Annotated in this window: 12 protein-coding genes; 6 read left to right on the top strand and 6 right to left on the bottom strand. The window is 70.2% G+C overall.

Features of this window, described 5'->3' with window-relative positions; genetic code table 11:
• Positions 1-135: 135 nt before the first annotated feature.
• Both AC3WL7_RS09405 and AC3WL7_RS09400 read right to left on the bottom strand, forming a co-directional pair.
• Positions 136-795 (bottom strand): energy transducer TonB, encoded by a 660-nt coding sequence (locus tag AC3WL7_RS09405; protein WP_492750102.1) that lies wholly within the window; start codon positions 793-795, stop codon positions 136-138.
• A 453-nt stretch (positions 796-1,248) separates the two neighbouring features.
• Positions 1,249-1,986: an SIMPL domain-containing protein gene (locus tag AC3WL7_RS09400; protein WP_079222684.1), complete on the bottom strand. Its 738-nt coding sequence runs from the start codon at positions 1,984-1,986 to the stop codon at positions 1,249-1,251.
• Between the two features lie 130 nt (positions 1,987-2,116).
• Between AC3WL7_RS09400 and AC3WL7_RS09395 the strand changes: the two genes are divergently transcribed.
• From AC3WL7_RS09395 to tldD, 4 genes are all read left to right on the top strand, one after another.
• Positions 2,117-2,725 carry a Maf family nucleotide pyrophosphatase gene (locus tag AC3WL7_RS09395; protein ID WP_079222683.1) on the top strand — a complete coding sequence of 203 codons (609 nt, stop codon included), beginning with the start codon at positions 2,117-2,119 and terminating at the stop codon, positions 2,723-2,725.
• Complete coding sequence (gene rng, locus AC3WL7_RS09390) at positions 2,718-4,205, top strand: ribonuclease G (RefSeq protein ID WP_079222682.1); 1,488 nt, start codon at positions 2,718-2,720, stop codon at positions 4,203-4,205. Before AC3WL7_RS09395 ends, rng begins: the two co-directional genes overlap by 8 nt.
• Positions 4,206-4,235: 30 nt before the next feature.
• Positions 4,236-8,102, top strand: coding sequence for a YhdP family protein (locus tag AC3WL7_RS09385; RefSeq protein ID WP_492750101.1), 3,867 nt, complete (start codon positions 4,236-4,238; stop codon positions 8,100-8,102).
• A 64-nt stretch (positions 8,103-8,166) separates the two neighbouring features.
• On the top strand, positions 8,167-9,612 hold the full coding sequence (gene tldD, locus AC3WL7_RS09380; protein ID WP_079222680.1) for a metalloprotease TldD: 1,446 nt from the start codon (positions 8,167-8,169) through the stop codon (positions 9,610-9,612).
• 41 nt (positions 9,613-9,653) lie between these two features.
• On the opposite strand, the gene yjgA is transcribed toward tldD, so the two are convergent.
• On the bottom strand, positions 9,654-10,241 hold the full coding sequence (gene yjgA / locus AC3WL7_RS09375; protein ID WP_492750100.1) for a ribosome biogenesis factor YjgA: 588 nt from the start codon (positions 10,239-10,241) through the stop codon (positions 9,654-9,656).
• Between the two features lie 68 nt (positions 10,242-10,309).
• Between yjgA and pmbA the strand changes: the two genes are divergently transcribed.
• Both pmbA and AC3WL7_RS09365 read left to right on the top strand, forming a co-directional pair.
• Positions 10,310-11,677: a metalloprotease PmbA gene (gene pmbA, locus AC3WL7_RS09370; protein ID WP_492750099.1), complete on the top strand. Its 1,368-nt coding sequence runs from the start codon at positions 10,310-10,312 to the stop codon at positions 11,675-11,677.
• An 87-nt stretch (positions 11,678-11,764) separates the two neighbouring features.
• Complete coding sequence (locus tag AC3WL7_RS09365) at positions 11,765-12,127, top strand: DUF4870 domain-containing protein (protein ID WP_079222677.1); 363 nt, start codon at positions 11,765-11,767, stop codon at positions 12,125-12,127.
• 117 nt (positions 12,128-12,244) lie between these two features.
• Here the strand turns inward: AC3WL7_RS09365 and AC3WL7_RS09360 are convergent, their stop codons facing one another.
• From AC3WL7_RS09360 to tilS, 3 genes are read right to left on the bottom strand one after another with little or no spacing between them, the layout of a single operon-like run.
• Entirely contained in the window at positions 12,245-13,123 is an 879-nt protein-coding gene (locus AC3WL7_RS09360; protein WP_492750098.1) for a polyprenyl synthetase family protein, read from the bottom strand.
• On the bottom strand, positions 13,113-13,373 hold the full coding sequence (locus AC3WL7_RS09355) for an exodeoxyribonuclease VII small subunit (RefSeq protein ID WP_492750097.1): 261 nt from the start codon (positions 13,371-13,373) through the stop codon (positions 13,113-13,115). Before AC3WL7_RS09355 ends, AC3WL7_RS09360 begins: the two co-directional genes overlap by 11 nt.
• A gap of 36 nt (positions 13,374-13,409) precedes the next feature.
• Entirely contained in the window at positions 13,410-14,696 is a 1,287-nt protein-coding gene (gene tilS, locus AC3WL7_RS09350) for a tRNA lysidine(34) synthetase TilS (protein WP_492750096.1), read from the bottom strand.
• Positions 14,697-14,857 lie beyond the last annotated feature (161 nt).

Below are 14,857 nucleotides of genomic sequence, written 5' to 3'. Positions count from 1 at the left end.
TGACGACGGTGTGAAGTTTTACTGAATTCGTAACGATCTTTCGACCAAAGCGAAATGTTTTGGCGTGAACGGCTATTGACGGGGTGCAGGCGGTGCGTATGGCCGGCCCGGCAGTGCGCCGGGCCGGCACGGGCCTTACTGCGGCAGGGAGAACTGCACCGGCACCATGCCGATGGCCGCTACCGCGTGGCCATCACGCTCGGCCGGCACGAAGCGCCAGTGGCGCAGGACCTGCTGCCGGGCCGCCTGGTCCAGGCTGCGCGAGCCACTGCTGCGCTCGATGCTGACATCCACCGGCTGGCCGCTGGGGTCCACCTCGACCCGCAGCAGGACGGTGCCCTGTTCGTGGTTGCGCACGGCCTGCACCGGGTAGGCCGGCGGCGGGGCGCTGCGGTACTGCAGCTGCACCCCGGCCATCGGGGTGGAGGGCGCCACGCTCGGCACCGCCTGTACCGGTGCCGGTTCGGCGGCGGGCAGGATGATGCCCTGGGCTTCTTCCAGCGTGGCGGTCGGGGTGGGCAGGGGCGGGACGACCGTCGGCGTGGTCTTCGGCTTGGGGTCGACCTTCACCTGGACGAGCTCCGGCGGCACCGGGGTCGGCTCCGGCGGTTTCGGTTGCTCCTTGGGGATCAGCCTGACTTCGGTACTGTCGCGGGGAAGGGCGGTGATGGCCTGGTAGGTTGCCGGGATCAGCAGCAACAGGAAGGCCAGCAGGTGCAGGGCAATGGCCGCGCTCCAGGCGGCGACGCGGGCGGGATCGAACTGCAGCGGTACAACGGGATACGTACGAACCATGGTCCACCTCCATGCCAGTGACGAAGTCCTCAACGCACCAGGGCCGCCATCGGGGTTGCCGCACGCGGCTGGCAGTCAATCATTAGCGCCGGCGCCCGGCCACTGCCTAGAGGCAGGGGCGCTGCCGTTGGGCTGGCCTTCATGAAGGGGCAGCGCCGGGCCATGCCCGGCGGGAGAAGACGCGCCGCTGCGCTCGCGGGGCACGGCCCCGCGCTACCCATGTGCCGGCCCCGTGCGACCCGTCTGCCGGTAGCGCCGGGCCATGCCCGGCGGGAGAAGGCGCGCCGCTGCGCTCGCGGGGCACGGCCCCGCGCTACCCATGTGGCGGCACCGTGCGACCCATCTGCCGGTAGCGCCGGGCCACGCCCGGCGGAAGAAGACGCGCCGCTGCGCTCGCGGCGCACGGCCCCGCGCTACCCATGGGCCGGCCCCGCGCTCGCCTGGCGCGCGCGATCAGCGGCCCAGTTCGAACACCACGTCCAGGTTCACCGACACGGTCGATTCACCGGGGGCGACCGGGGTGGCCTTGTCCATCGCCGCACCGGCGGCCATGGCCCGCATCATCGGCATCGGGCGGAAGCCGCCGTTGCTGTTCTCGGAAATGCTGACGATGCGGCGCACCTGCAGGCCCAGCGACGTCGCATAGGTCTGGGCGCGGGCCTGGGCCTTCTTCAGCGCGGCCAGGCGGGCTTCGTCATAGACCGGCTCGGGCTGGTCGATCTCGAACTGCGGGCCGTTGATCTGGTTGGCGCCCTGGGCGGCCAGGGCATCGAGCACCTTGCCCAGCTTGGCGATGTCGCGCACCTTCAGGCTGACCGTGTTGCTGGCCTGGTAGCCGGTGATCTTCGGCGCTTCGTTGTCGGCATAGCGGTACTGGGGGTTCAGGCTGACGCCGCTGGTCTGCACGTCGCGCTCGGCAATACCGGCGGCCTTGATCGCGGCCAGCACCTTGTCCATCTGCTGGGCGTTCTGGCGCATGGCGCTGTTGCCGTCGGCGGCCTGGGTGACCACGCCGGCCGACAGGGTGGCCACGTCCGGCACGCGGGTGGCTTCGGCATTGGCCGAGATGTTCAGCAGGGTGCCTTCGGCCGCGGCGGCGATCGACGGCGACGACGGGGCGGCGTGGGCGGTCATCGAGGCTCCAAGAGCGAGGGACAGGGCGAGCAGCAGCGGGGTGACGGTGCGGCGCATGGGATCTCCTTGTTGTGGCGGTGAGGGTGGTGTCGTAGCGATGAACGCGCTGTGAGTCCGTTCGGGGTTTGAGGCGTGCCGGGCGGGGTTGCCGACGATTCAGGCAGCGCCCTCAGGTTATGCTGTGCCGATGCTCTATCTTGCTTCCCGCTCCCCCCGACGCAACCAGCTGCTGGCCCGACTCGGACGCCCCTTCCAGGCCCTCGACCTGGAGGTGCCCGAGGTGCGCGCGGCTGCCGAAAGCGCCGAACACTATGTATGCCGCGTGGCGGCCGACAAGGCGCGCGCCGGCCTGGCCGGGGTGCTGGCCAGCGACCCGCAGGCGCGGGTGCTGGGCTCGGATACCGAGGTCGTGCTCGACGGCGAGGTGTTCGGCAAGCCGGCCGATGCGGCCGACGCGCGGGCGATGCTGGCACGGCTGGCCGGGCGCACCCACCAGGTGATGACGGCCGTGGTGGTGGTGGGCGCTGGCGGGCTGGACAGTGAACTGGTCGTTTCCGAGGTCACCTTCGCCCCGATCAGCGCGGCCGACATCGCCGCCTACGTGGCTACCGGCGAGCCGCTGGACAAGGCCGGTGCCTACGCCATCCAGGGAGGCGCCGAGCGCTGGATCGAACACCTTTCCGGCAGCTACTCCGGCGTGATGGGGTTGCCGCTGCTTCATACCGATCGTCTGCTGGCGCGCTGCGGCGTTCCGGCCCCCATTGCCGATGCCGCCAGGGAGGCTGCCGATGTCTGAGGAAATCCTGGTCAATGTGACCCCGCGCGAGACCCGGGTCGCGGTGATCGAGAACGGCATGCTGCAGGAGCTGCACATCGAACGCGGCTGGCGCCGCGGAGTGGTCGGCAACATCTACAAGGGCAAGGTGCAGCGGGTCATGCCCGGCATGCAGGCGGCCTTCGTCGAGGTGGGCCTGGAGCGCGCCGCGTTCCTGCACGCCAACGACGTGGTGCGGCCGGCCCCGGTGGCCAGCGCCGATACCGAGCACACCACCCTGCCGCCGCCGTCCAGCGTGCCCATCGTCGAGCTGCTGCGCGACGGCCAGGACATCGTGGTGCAGGTGGTGAAGGACCCGATCGGCACCAAAGGCGCCCGCCTGACCACCCAGATCAGCATTCCGTCCCGCTACATGGTGCTGCTGCCGCAGTCCAAGGTGGTGGGCGTGTCGGCGCGCATCGAGGATGAAGGCGAGCGCGCGCGGCTGAAGGCGCTGGTGACCGAGCTGTCGGCCCAGCATGGCGGCTATGGCTACATCGTGCGCACCAATGCCGAAGGGCAGCCGGCCGAGGCCATCGCCGAGGACGTGGCCTACCTGTCGCGCGTCTGGAACGTGGTCGAACGGCGGGGCCGCGAAGCCCCCTCGTGCAGCAACATCTATGAAGACCTGAGCCTGCCGCTGCGTTCGGTGCGCGACCTCATCCGCAAGGACGTGGACAAGGTGAAGGTCGACTCGAAGGAAACCTTCGCCCAGCTGCAGGCCTTCGTGGCCAAATACATGCCGGTGCTGGCCGAGAAGCTGGAGCTGTACTCGGGCGACCGGCCGATCTTCGACATGTTCGGGGTGGAGGACGAGATCGGCCGCGCGCTGGACAAGCAGGTGCCGCTGAAGTCCGGCGGCTACCTGGTCATCGACCAGACCGAGGCGATGACCACCATCGACGTGAACACCGGCTCGTTCCTTGGCCAGCGCAACCTGGAAGAGACCGTGTTCCGCACCAACCTGGAGGCCGCGCAGGCGGTGGCCAGGCAGCTGCGGCTGCGCAACCTGGGCGGCATCATCATCATCGACTTCATCGACATGGATGACGCCGAGCACCGCCGCCAGGTGCTGCGCACGCTGGAAAAGGCCCTGGCCCGCGACCACGCCAAGACCACGGTGTACGACTTCTCGCCGCTGGGCCTGGTCGAGATGACCCGCAAGCGCACCGTGGAAAGCCTGGAACGGCAGCTGTCGGAGACCTGCCCGCAGTGCAGCGGGCGGGGCTCGATCAAGACCACCGAGACGGTGACCTACGAGATCTTCCGCGAGATCACCCGCGCAGTGCGCCAGTTCGAAGCGGCGCGCCTGCTGGTGATCGCCTCGACCAAGGTCGTGGCGCGCATCACCGACGAGGAGTCGGCGGCGGTGGCCGAGCTGGAGGAGTTCCTCGGCAAGAGCATCCGCTTCCAGGCCGATGAGCAGTACCTGCAGGAGCAGTTCGATGTCGTTCTGCTCTGAAGCATGCGGGCCGGGCATCGGTCGAGGCCGATGAGCGCGCCGCCGCGCCTGCGACTGCGAAGGATCCGCCGTCATTTCGTTGCTGCATGCGCGGTCGGTCTGGTCGTGCTGGCGCTGCTGGTGGGTACGCTCAGCCAGCTGCTGCCGTTGGCCGAGCGCCATCCCCAGGCGATTGCGGCCTGGCTGAGCGAGCGCGCCGGGCAACCGGTGCGCTTCGAACAACTGGACACCGCCTGGACCCGCCGTGGCCCGCTGCTGCAGCTCAAGGGCCTGCGCATCGGCGCCGGGCAGGGGCTGGCCATCGGCGAGGCCGAAGTGCTGGTGTCGATGTACAGCGGCCTGCTGCCGGGCCGTTCGCTGACCGAACTGCGCCTGCGCGGCCTGGCCCTGGACCTGCAGCAGGCCAGCGATGGCCGCTGGTCGGTGCGAGGGCTGCCGCAATCCAGCAGCGGTGATCCGCTGGATGCGCTGCGCCGGCTGGGCGAACTGCAGGTGATCGGTGGCCGCCTGGGCGTGCATGCGCCCGGCCTGGGCGTGGATGCCACGCTGCCGCGCATCGACCTGCGCCTGCGCGTGGATGGCGACCGCCTGCGGGTGGGCGTGCGCGCCTGGGCACAGACCGATGCGCTGCCGCTGACGGCGGTGCTGGACCTGGACCGCCGCCACGGCAACGGCCAGGCATGGCTGGGTGCCGACCCGGTCGATTTCCATGCATGGTCGCCGCTGCTGGCGGCCGGCGGCGTGCGCCTGCGCGAGGGCAAGGGCGAACTCAACCTGTGGCTGGCCCTGCGCGATTTCGCGCCGGTGGCCCTGACCACCGATTCGGACCTGCGCGAGGTGCGCATCGATGGCGCGCCGCTGCCGGGGATGACCACGCCGGGCCTGCAGCTGCAGCGCGTGCAGGCCCGCCTGCGCTGGCAGCGCCAGGGCGACGGCTGGGCGCTGCAGGTGCCGCGCCTGCGCCTGCAGGCCGGGCCGGACCAGCAACAACTCGATGGCCTGCAGGTGCAGGTGGGCAAGCAGCTGCGGATCAGCAGCGGGGCGGTGCAGGCCGGTACCGCGCTGCGCGCGCTGGCCCTGAGCGACCGCCTGGAACCGGGCCTGCGGCGCTGGCTGTACCTGTCCAGGCCGCAGCTGGACGTGCAGGCGCTGCAGTTGCAGGGCCAGCGCGACGGCCCGCTGTGGGCGCAGGGTGAGCTGCAGGCGCTGGGTTTTGCCAGCGTCGGCGATGCCCCCGGCGTTCGGGGCCTCGGCGGACGCTTCGAAGGTGATGCCGATGGTTTCAGCCTGCAGCTGAAGCCCCAGCAGGAACTGCAGTTCGACTGGCCGACCGGCTTCGGCGAGCGCCACGACCTGCACCTGGCCGGGCAGATCGTCGGCTGGCGCGATGAAGCCGGTGGCTGGCGCATCGGTACGCCCGCCATGCGCGTGGAGGGCACCAATTACGCGGCCGACGTGCGCGGCGGGGTCTGGTTCCAGGGCGATGGCACGCGGCCGTGGCTGCAGCTGGCCGCCAAGCTGGACGACGTGCCGATGACCGCCGCCAAGCGGTTCTGGATCCATTCCAAGATGAGCAAGGGCGCCACTGACTGGCTGGATGCCGCCCTGGTCGGCGGCCAGGTGCGCGGCGGCATCGGCCTGGTCAGCGGTGACCTGGATGACTGGCCGTTCGACAACAACGATGGCCGCTTCGAGGCCACCGGCCACATCAGCAACGGCGACATCCGCTTCCAGCACGACTGGCCGCTGATGGGCCAGGTCGACGCCGACATCGCCTTCATCGGCCCCGGTTTCCACATGCAGGGCCGTGGTGACCTGGCCGGCGTGGCGGTGCAGAAGTTCGAGGCCGGCATCGAAGATTTCGGCCATGCGCCGCTGTACGTGCGTGCCGACAGCCAGAGCGAGGCGGGGCGGCTGCTGGCGATGCTGCGGCAGAGTGGCCTGCACAAGGATTACGGCGACACCCTGGACAACCTCGTGGCCAGCGGACCGGCCAACGTACACTTCGACCTGCTGCAGCCGCTGCACCACGACGAAAGCGGCGGGCACCTGCAGGGCACGGTGGACCTGGCCGGCGTGAAGCTGGTGGACAAGCGCTTCGATCTGGAATTCGACGCCATGCAGGGCCAGGCCCGGTACGGCAGCGGTGGTTTCGCCGCCGAGGACCTGGCAGTGCGGCACCTGGGCCAGGACGGCCTCCTGAGCCTGCGCGCCGGCGGCTACGTGCGCGATCCCGCGCGGGCCTTTGAATCGGAACTGGCCGCGCGCCTGGATGCCAAGGTGCTGATCGACCGTGCGCCGGAAATGGCCTGGTTGAAACCCTATCTCGAGGGCACCTCGGCCTGGACCATTGCGGTCAACCTGCCCAAGGTGGCACCCGGTGCGCCGGCCCCGCCGAGCGAACTGCGCCTGCATTCGGACCTGGTGGGCACCCGCCTGGACCTGCCGGCGCCGCTGGACAAGCCGGCCGCCGATGCGCTGGCGACCACGGTGTCGGCGCAGCTGCCGATGGGCGATGGCCGCATCGACGTGGCCTTCGGCCAGCGCCTGGCGCTGGCGGCGCGCACCCACAACAACCAGACCGGCGTGCAGGTGACGATGGGCAGCGACCGCGTCGACCGCGATCCGCCGCCCAGCGGGCTGGCCATCAACGGCCGCAGCCCGACCCTGGATGCGCTGGAATGGATCGGCCTGGCGCGTGGCGCCGGTGGCGATGGCGACCCGATGCCGCTGCGCGCGGTGGACGTGCAGGTCGGCAGGCTGATGCTGATCGGCGGCATCTTCGAACAGACCCGCCTGCAGCTGCGGCCGGGCGCGCAGGCGCTGGACGTGCGCCTGGACGGCCCGTCGCTGGCCGGTCACCTGAGCGTCCCCAATGCCGATGGCGGCACCATCAGCGGCCAGCTCGATCGTGTGCACTGGCAGTCCTCGCCGGCAGCGCCCGGGGCGGACACTGCCGCGGCACCGGCGCGGCCGCAGACCGGTGCCGATGACATGGACCCGGCCAAGCTGCCGCCGTTCGCGCTGGATATCGCCGACCTGACATTCGGCAAGGTGGTGCTGGGCCAGGCCGTGCTGCGCACGCGCCCGCTGGGCAACGGCCTGAACGTGGACACCCTGCGCTTCCGCGCGCCGGACCAGGAGATCGACATCACCGGCCGCTGGCTGGGCAAGGGCGAGGGCGCACGCACCGAACTGACCGCAAAGGTGCGCAGCCAGGACCTCGGCGGGCTGATGCAGAACCTGGATTACGCCGGCCAGCTGCGCGGCGGCTCCGGCCAGGCGCAGCTGCAGGCCGCGTGGGCCGGCGGGCCGTCCGATTTCCAGCTGGGCAACCTGCAGGGCACGCTCGACATCGACGCACGCAACGGCCAGCTGCTGGAACTGGATCCCGGTGCCGGCCGCGTGCTGGGCCTGCTCAGCGTGGCCCAGCTGCCACGTCGCCTGATGTTCGATTTCCGCGATTTCTTCTCCAAGGGCTTTGCGTTCAACCACATTGAAGGCGGCATGCAGTTCGCCGATGGCATGGCGCGCACCGACAAGGTGCTGATCGAAGGCCCGGCGGCCAACATCACCATCCGCGGCCAGACCGACCTGCGCCAGCAGCAGTTCGACCAGACCATCGACGTCAACCCGCGCGCCGGCAACCTGCTGACCGTGGTCGGCGCGGTGGCCGGCGGGCCGGTGGGCGCCGCGCTGGGTGCGGCTACCAATGCGGTATTGTCCAAGCCACTGGGCGAGATCGGCGCCCGCACCTACCGGGTCACCGGCCCGTGGAAGGAGCCCAAGGTGGAGGTGATCGAACGCAGCCGCGACCGTCCCCCGGCCCCGCCGCGCGCGCCTGCACCGGCCCCGGCGGTGCCGCCGACCGTCACCGACCTGCCGCGCCCGCGCTGAGCGCCGCGGCCCCTGTTCATCCGGCGGCCTTGCCTGGCCGCCTCCAGACCCCCAGATCGAGACCATGACTGATAACGCACTGACGCTTGCCCAGGACCGCCTGTTGCGCCCCGGTGGCCTGGACACCGCTGGCCTGGAGCGCACCTTCGGCCAGCTGCTCGGCCCCGGCGTGGACTTCGGCGACCTGTATTTCCAGCATGCCCGGCGCGAAAGCTGGAGCGTGGAAGACGGCATCGTCAAGGACGGCGCCCATTCGATCGAGCAGGGCGTGGGCGTACGCGCCATCGCCGGCGAGAAGACCGGCTTCGCCTATTCCGATGACATCCATGCCGATGCGCTGCTGACCGCTGCGCAGTCGGCCCGCGCGATTTCCCGCGAAGGCGGCGCCCAGGCCGGGCGTTCGCTGCTGCGTGGCAACGCGCGCGCGCTGTACCCGACGCTGGACCCGATCGACAGCCTGGGCAACGAGGCCAAGGTCGAGGTGCTCAAGCGCCTGGACGGCTACCTGCGCGCCGCCGACCCGCGGGTGAAGCAGGTGATGGTGAGCCTGTCCGGTGGCGTGGATACCGTGCTGGTGGCCCGCACCGACGGCGTGCTGGGTGCCGACGTGCGCCCGCTGGTGCGCCTGAACGTGCAGGTGATCGTCGAGCAGAACGGCCGCCGTGAATCGGGCTACGCCGGCGGCGGTGGCCGCTATGGGTATGCCGAACTCTTTGCCGACGGTCGCCCCGAGGCCTTCGCCCGCGAGGCCCTGCGCCAGGCGCTGGTGAACCTGGAAGCCGTACCGGCACCGGCCGGGGTGATGCCGGTGGTGCTCGGCCCGGGCTGGCCCGGCGTGCTGCTGCATGAAGCGGTGGGCCATGGCCTGGAAGGCGACTTCAACCGCAAGGGCACCAGCGTCTACGCCGGCCGCATCGGCGAGCGCGTGGCCGCCCCGGGCGTGACCATCGTCGATGACGGCACCCTGGACGGGCGTCGCGGTTCGCTCAACATCGATGACGAGGGCCACCCGAGCCAGTGCACCACGCTGATCGAGGACGGCATCCTGGTCGGCTACATGCAGGACAGCCTCAACGCACGCCTGATGGGCGTGGCCCCCACCGGCAACGGCCGTCGCGAGTCGTTCGCGCACCTGACCATGCCGCGCATGACCAACACCTACATGCGTGCCGGCCAGCACGACCCGCAGGAAATGATCCGTTCGGTGAAGAAGGGCCTGTACGCGGTCAACTTCGGCGGCGGCCAGGTCGACATCACCAGTGGCAAGTACGTGTTCTCGGCCACCGAGGCCTACCTGATCGAGGATGGCCGGATCACCGCGCCGGTGAAGGGCGCGACCCTGATCGGCAACGGCCCGGAAACCATGCAGAAGGTGCGCATGGTCGGCAACGACCTGGCCCTGGACGAGGGTGTCGGTATCTGCGGCAAGGACGGCCAGAGTGTCCCGGTGGGTGTCGGCCAGCCCTCGCTGCTGATCGAAGGCATCACTGTCGGCGGTACCCAGGCCTGAGCCGGGCGATGGCCAGCGCCACCGCCCGGGCCGGCGGGGACTCAGTCCTCGTCGGCTTCGTCGGTCTCGACGTCGTCGGTTTCATCGGCCGCGGCCTTCAGGCCCAGCGCGGCCGGCAGCATCAGCGTGCGCAGCACCTGGAAGATCTCGCGGTAGGCGCGCGGCGGCTTGTTCTTCGCCTTCTCGGCCTGCGCGTTGCGCACCAGGGTGCGCAGCTGCTGGCGGTCGGCCTGCGGGTAATCGTCGAGCAGGGCGCCCAGCGCCTTGTCGCCGTCGTTCAGCAGGCGCTCGCGCCAGTCTTCGGCGCGGTGCATCATCGCCACTTCGCGGCGGCCGGTTTCACTGTTGGCGTCCAGCGCGTCGCGGATCGCGTCCAGCGTGGCGTCTTCTTCGCGGCGCATGTGCTTGGCCAGGAACGCCAGCTGCCGCTTGTGGGCGATGTGGGCGGTGATCCGCTTGCACTCGGCGATATGCGGCAGCAGGTCTTCCGGCACCGGCAGGCGCGCCAGCTGGGCCGGGGTCAGCGACACCAGTTTTTCGCCCAGGGCCAGGACATCGAGCGCGTCGCGCCGGTTCTGGCTGCGGCTCTTGTCGTGGAATTCACCGGTTTCTTCGTCGCGTCCGCGCATCGTCCCTACCTGATCTCAAAAAAAGTCGCCCGGCGTGATGCCGGGCCCAACCCGCACAGGATAAAGCATTGAACGTGATCGCCCCTGAAGTGGCCGTCGGCGACGACAGCCCGGCCCGTCTGGAACGCCTGGCCGACCTTTCCCAGCAGCTGCTGGAGCGCGCCCGCGCGCTGGGCGCCAGCCAGGCCGAAGTCAGCTGCAGCGAAGACCGCGGGATGGAAGTGAACGTCCGTCTCGGCGAGGTCGAGACGGTGCAGTCCACCCGCGACCGCGGCATTGCCGTGACCGTGTACTTCGGCCAGCGCAAGGGCAGTGCCAGCACCGCCGACCTGAACGAGGCGAGCCTGGCGGCCACCGTCGAACAGGCTTGCGCGATCGCCCGCCATACCGAGGACGACGCGGCCGCCGGCCTGGCCGACGCCGCGCTGATGGCCCGCGAGTTCCCCGACCTGGACAGCTGGCACCCCTGGGCGCTGCAGGCCGACGAGGCGGTGGACCTGGCCCTGGCCTGCGAGGCAGCCGGCCGCGAGGCCGACGCGCGCATCAGCAATTCTGACGGCGCCTCGGTGTCGAGCATGCAGAGTGTCTCGGTCTACGCCAATTCGCACGGTTTCATCGGTCGTGAGCGAGGCACCCACCATTCGGTCGGCTGCGCCCTGATCGCCGGTAGCGGCGATGGCATGCAGCGCGACGGCTGGTACACCGGCGGCCCGGCCCGCCAGGACCTGGAGGCGGCCGACAGCGTGGGCCGCCGCGCCGCCGAGCGCACCGTGTCGCGGCTGCAGCCGCGTTCGCTGCCGACCGGCAGCATGCCGGTGCTGTTCTCCCCGGAAGTGGCCCGCAGCCTGGTCGGCCACCTGCTGTCGGCCGTGTCCGGGGGTGCCCTGTACCGCCAGGCCAGCTTCCTGCTGGACAGCGTGGGCCAGCAGCTGTTCCCGGACTGGATGCAGATCGAGGAACTGCCGCACCTGCGCCGGGGCCTGCGCTCGGCCGCCTTCGACGGCGACGGCGTGGCGACCCGGGCCTCGGCCCTGGTGCGCGATGGCGTGCTGCAGCGCTACGTGCTGGGCAGCTATTCGGCGCGCAAGCTGGGCCTGCAGACCACGGCCAACGCCGGCGGCGTGCACAACCTGCAGCTGGCGGCCAATGCCGGTTCGCTGCAGGAGATCTCGCGGCAGATGGGCGACGGGCTGCTGGTGACCGAGCTGATGGGGCAGGGCGTGAACGGGGTGACCGGCGATTACTCGCGGGGCGCCGGTGGCTTCAAGGTGGAAAACGGGGAGATCCAGTACCCGGTCGACGGCATCACCATCGCCGGCAACCTGCGGGAGATGTTCGCCGCCATCGAGGCCGTCGGCAGCGATGTCGACCCGCGCTCGCACATCCGTACCGGCTCGATCCTGGTCGGGCGGATGACCATCGCCGGTAATGATTGATGCCATTGATGGCGTAAGCTATGGCCGCCTGACGCGATCGGCCTGCTGCCGGTTGGTCAAGACCACCCAAAAACAAGGAGTTTTGTCGTGAGCGATTTCGAAAACGTGCCGGCCGCGTCCAGCGTGCCGAGCGACCAGCGCACCATGGCGCTGGCCGCGCACCTGCTGGGCATCTTCACCGGTTTCATCGGCGCCCTGATCATCTGGCTCATCAACAAGGATGATGCGGGCAAGGGCTTCGTGACCGACCAGTCCAAGGAAGCGCTGAACTTCCAGATCACCGTTGCCATCGCCGTGCTGGTCTGCGTGATCCTCAGCTTCGTCATCATCGGCGCCATCCTGATGCCGATCGTGTACGTGGCCAACCTGGTCCTGTGCATCATCGCCGCAGTGAAGGCCAACAACGGCGAAACCTACCGTTACCCGTTCACCCTGCGCCTGATCAAGTAAGATCCGCCGCACGTGGACGCGAAAACGCCCGGCACTGCCGGGCGTTTTTGTGTGCGTCGCCGGTAGCGCCGGGCCACGCCCGGCGAGCGCAAAGCGCGGCTGCTTCAGCGAGCGCGATCAATGATCCCGTTCCACCGCCAGGGTCGCCAGCGCACGCAGTGCGTCGGCCTCTTCGCCATGGCTGGCCAGCACCGACTGCATGCGTGCAGCCAGCGCGCGCAGGTGCGCCTTGGCACCGTCCATGCCCAGCAGTGCCGGGAACGTGCTCTTGTCCTGCGCCTGGTCCTTGCCGGCGGTCTTGCCGAGCTGTTCGGAACTGGCTTCGACATCGAGGATGTCATCACGCACCTGGAAGGCCAGGCCGAGCGCGTCGGCGAAGTCATCCAGCTGGGCCAGCTGCGCCTCGGGAGCGTGGCCGCACAGCGCGCCCATTCGGACCGCCGCGCGGATCAGCGCACCGGTCTTCAGGGCATGCATGCGGGTGAGCGCGGCCAGCGACTGCTGCTGGCCGGTGGCATCGATATCCAGCGCCTGGCCGCCGCACATGCCGGACGCACCGGACGCGTGCGCCAGGGTCTGCAGGCAGGCCACGCGCAGGCTGGCCGCCAGCGGTGCATCGGCCAGCAGGCCGAAGGCGCGTGCCTGCAGGGCATCGCCGGCGAGGATCGCAGTGGCCTCGTCGAAGGCGATGTGGGTGGTGGGCTTGCCACGACGCAGTGCGTCGTCGTCCATCGCCGGCAGGTCGTCATGCACCAGCGAGTACGCGTGGATCATTTCCACCGCCATGGCGGCGGCATCGAGCTGGTCCAGCGGTGCGCCGAACAGCTGGCCGCTGGCATACACCAGCAGCGGGCGCATGCGCTTGCCACCGCCCAGTACCGAATAGCGCATCGCCTGGTGCAGGCGTTGCGGGGCACCGGCCGGCGAGGGCAGGGCGGCGTCGAGCTGGCTTTCGATACGGTCGCGCCAGCGTGCGAACTGCGCTTCAGCCGTCATGGCTGGGCGGATCGAAGGGTTCTGCGGTTTCGGGCTGGGCCGGATCGCTGAGCAGGCGCACGCGCAGTTCGGCCTGCTCCAGCGCCTGCTGGCACTGGCGGTACAGACCGACGCCGCGTTCGTAAGCACTGAGCGAAGCTTCCAGGCTCAGCTCGCCGGTTTCCATCCGCTCCACCAGGTGTTCCAGCGATTCAAGCGACTGCTCGAACTGGGCGACGGGGGAGGCGTTTTCGGGGGACTTCTTGGCCATGCGACAAGTGTGGACGGCAGCCGCGCGGGGGTCAATTCACCAGCCGCCGGGGCGCCACTGCAGCTGTGCGTCGTGGGCCAGCAGCCACGCCTGCAGCGGCGCGGAAACGACCACGTCGGCAGCGGCCAGCAGCTGCCCGCCGTCGAACAGCAGTGGCAGCTGCGCGCGCCGCCAGGGCGCGAGGTGTTCGCGCTGCAGGCAATCCTTCAGCGCGTGTGAATGGGTACGGCCGGGCAGCAGGATGCGCTCGCCGCCCTGCCGCGTACGCACCTGCAGGGGCCGCTCGAATGCCTCGCAGCCCAGCAGGCGCAGCTGGCCGCCATCGGGCAGCGGGAGCGGTGCGCGGCCATCCCATGCGGCCTGCCAGTCAGCCGGCAGCGCGGGCAGCAGCGCCGGCAGCAGATAGGCGTGGCCACGCCATTGCTGGATGGCGTGGTCCTGCCAGCGCACCTGTGCCTGGCGATCGCTGGGCGCGTCCAGCAGCTCCTGCTGCAGTTGCCGCAGCACCGTGGCCGGCAGCGGCGCGGCGCCATGCGCGCGCACCCAGGCACGCAGCACGCGGGCACCGCGCGCCGGTGACACCTGGCGCAGCAGTTCCAGTGACAGCACGCGTGGCGCCACTTCCAGGTGGGCGATCAGTTCTGCATCTTCCTCGTCCAGCAACGTGCGGCTCTGCGCGCAGTGCGCGGCACTGCCGGCCAGGGCCGTGGCCGCATGCGGCCAGCGCTGGCGAAGCAAAGGGAGGACGTGCAGGCGCAGGAAGTTGCGATCGGCATGGTCCTCGCCGTTGCTGGGGTCTTCGATCCAGCGCAGGGCGTGGTGATGGGCGTAGTCGCGCAGCGCGCTGCGCGCGGTGTGCAGCAGCGGCCGCCACAGGCGGTGGCCGTGCAGGAGGCTGTCTTCGGCCATCGCCGCCAGGCCATCGATGCCGGAGCCGCGCAGTGCGCGCAGCAGGAAGGTTTCGGCCTGGTCATCCTGGTGCTGGGCCAGGGCCAGCGTTTCGCCTTCGCGCAGTTCAGCGGCGAACGCCGCGCGCCGCGCCTGGCGGGCCGCAGCTTCCAGGCCCAGCCCCGCGCCGGTATCGACCTGCACGCGGTGCACGGCCAGCGCGATGCCCATGGCATCACACTGCTGCTGGCAGTGCTGCACCCAGTCATCGGCGCTGGCCTGCAGGCCGTGATGCACGTGTACTGCCCGCAGCGGCGTGCCGCTGGCTAGTGCGCTGCGTTGCAGCCAGTGCAGCAGCACGGTCGAATCCAGCCCGCCGCTGTAGGCGACCAGCAGGGGGGATTCCAGCGTGACGAGCGTGGGGAAGGTACTCACGGCGGGAAGTATAAGGGGGGGCCTGGCAGGGCTGCGCCCTGCACCCGCCGAGGCCGAAGCGACAGCAACAGCAAAAGCCTGCATTCCGTGGGTTGGCGGGGTGGGTCCGGTTGAGGGGGACGCTGCAAGTACGTCCATGTAAGCTCGGTCGCCGCATCCAT

This window comes from Stenotrophomonas sp. FW305-3-2-15-E-LB1, assembly GCF_058787375.1.
This window is presented reverse-complemented; position numbering and strand designations above follow the sequence as displayed.

Excerpts from the sequence above, each read along its gene's own strand:
- AC3WL7_RS09405 (WP_492750102.1), bottom strand. The coding sequence starts at position 795 with ATGGTTCGTACGTATCCCGTTGTACCGCTGCAGTTCGATCCCGCCCGC.
- AC3WL7_RS09400 (WP_079222684.1), bottom strand. The coding sequence starts at position 1,986 with ATGCGCCGCACCGTCACCCCGCTGCTGCTCGCCCTGTCCCTCGCTCTT.
- AC3WL7_RS09395 (WP_079222683.1), top strand. The coding sequence starts at position 2,117 with ATGCTCTATCTTGCTTCCCGCTCCCCCCGACGCAACCAGCTGCTGGCC.
- rng (WP_079222682.1), top strand. The coding sequence starts at position 2,718 with ATGTCTGAGGAAATCCTGGTCAATGTGACCCCGCGCGAGACCCGGGTC.
- AC3WL7_RS09385 (WP_492750101.1), top strand. The coding sequence starts at position 4,236 with ATGAGCGCGCCGCCGCGCCTGCGACTGCGAAGGATCCGCCGTCATTTC.
- tldD (WP_079222680.1), top strand. The coding sequence starts at position 8,167 with ATGACTGATAACGCACTGACGCTTGCCCAGGACCGCCTGTTGCGCCCC.
- yjgA (WP_492750100.1), bottom strand. The coding sequence starts at position 10,241 with ATGCGCGGACGCGACGAAGAAACCGGTGAATTCCACGACAAGAGCCGC.
- AC3WL7_RS09360 (WP_492750098.1), bottom strand. The coding sequence starts at position 13,123 with ATGACGGCTGAAGCGCAGTTCGCACGCTGGCGCGACCGTATCGAAAGC.
- AC3WL7_RS09355 (WP_492750097.1), bottom strand. The coding sequence starts at position 13,373 with ATGGCCAAGAAGTCCCCCGAAAACGCCTCCCCCGTCGCCCAGTTCGAG.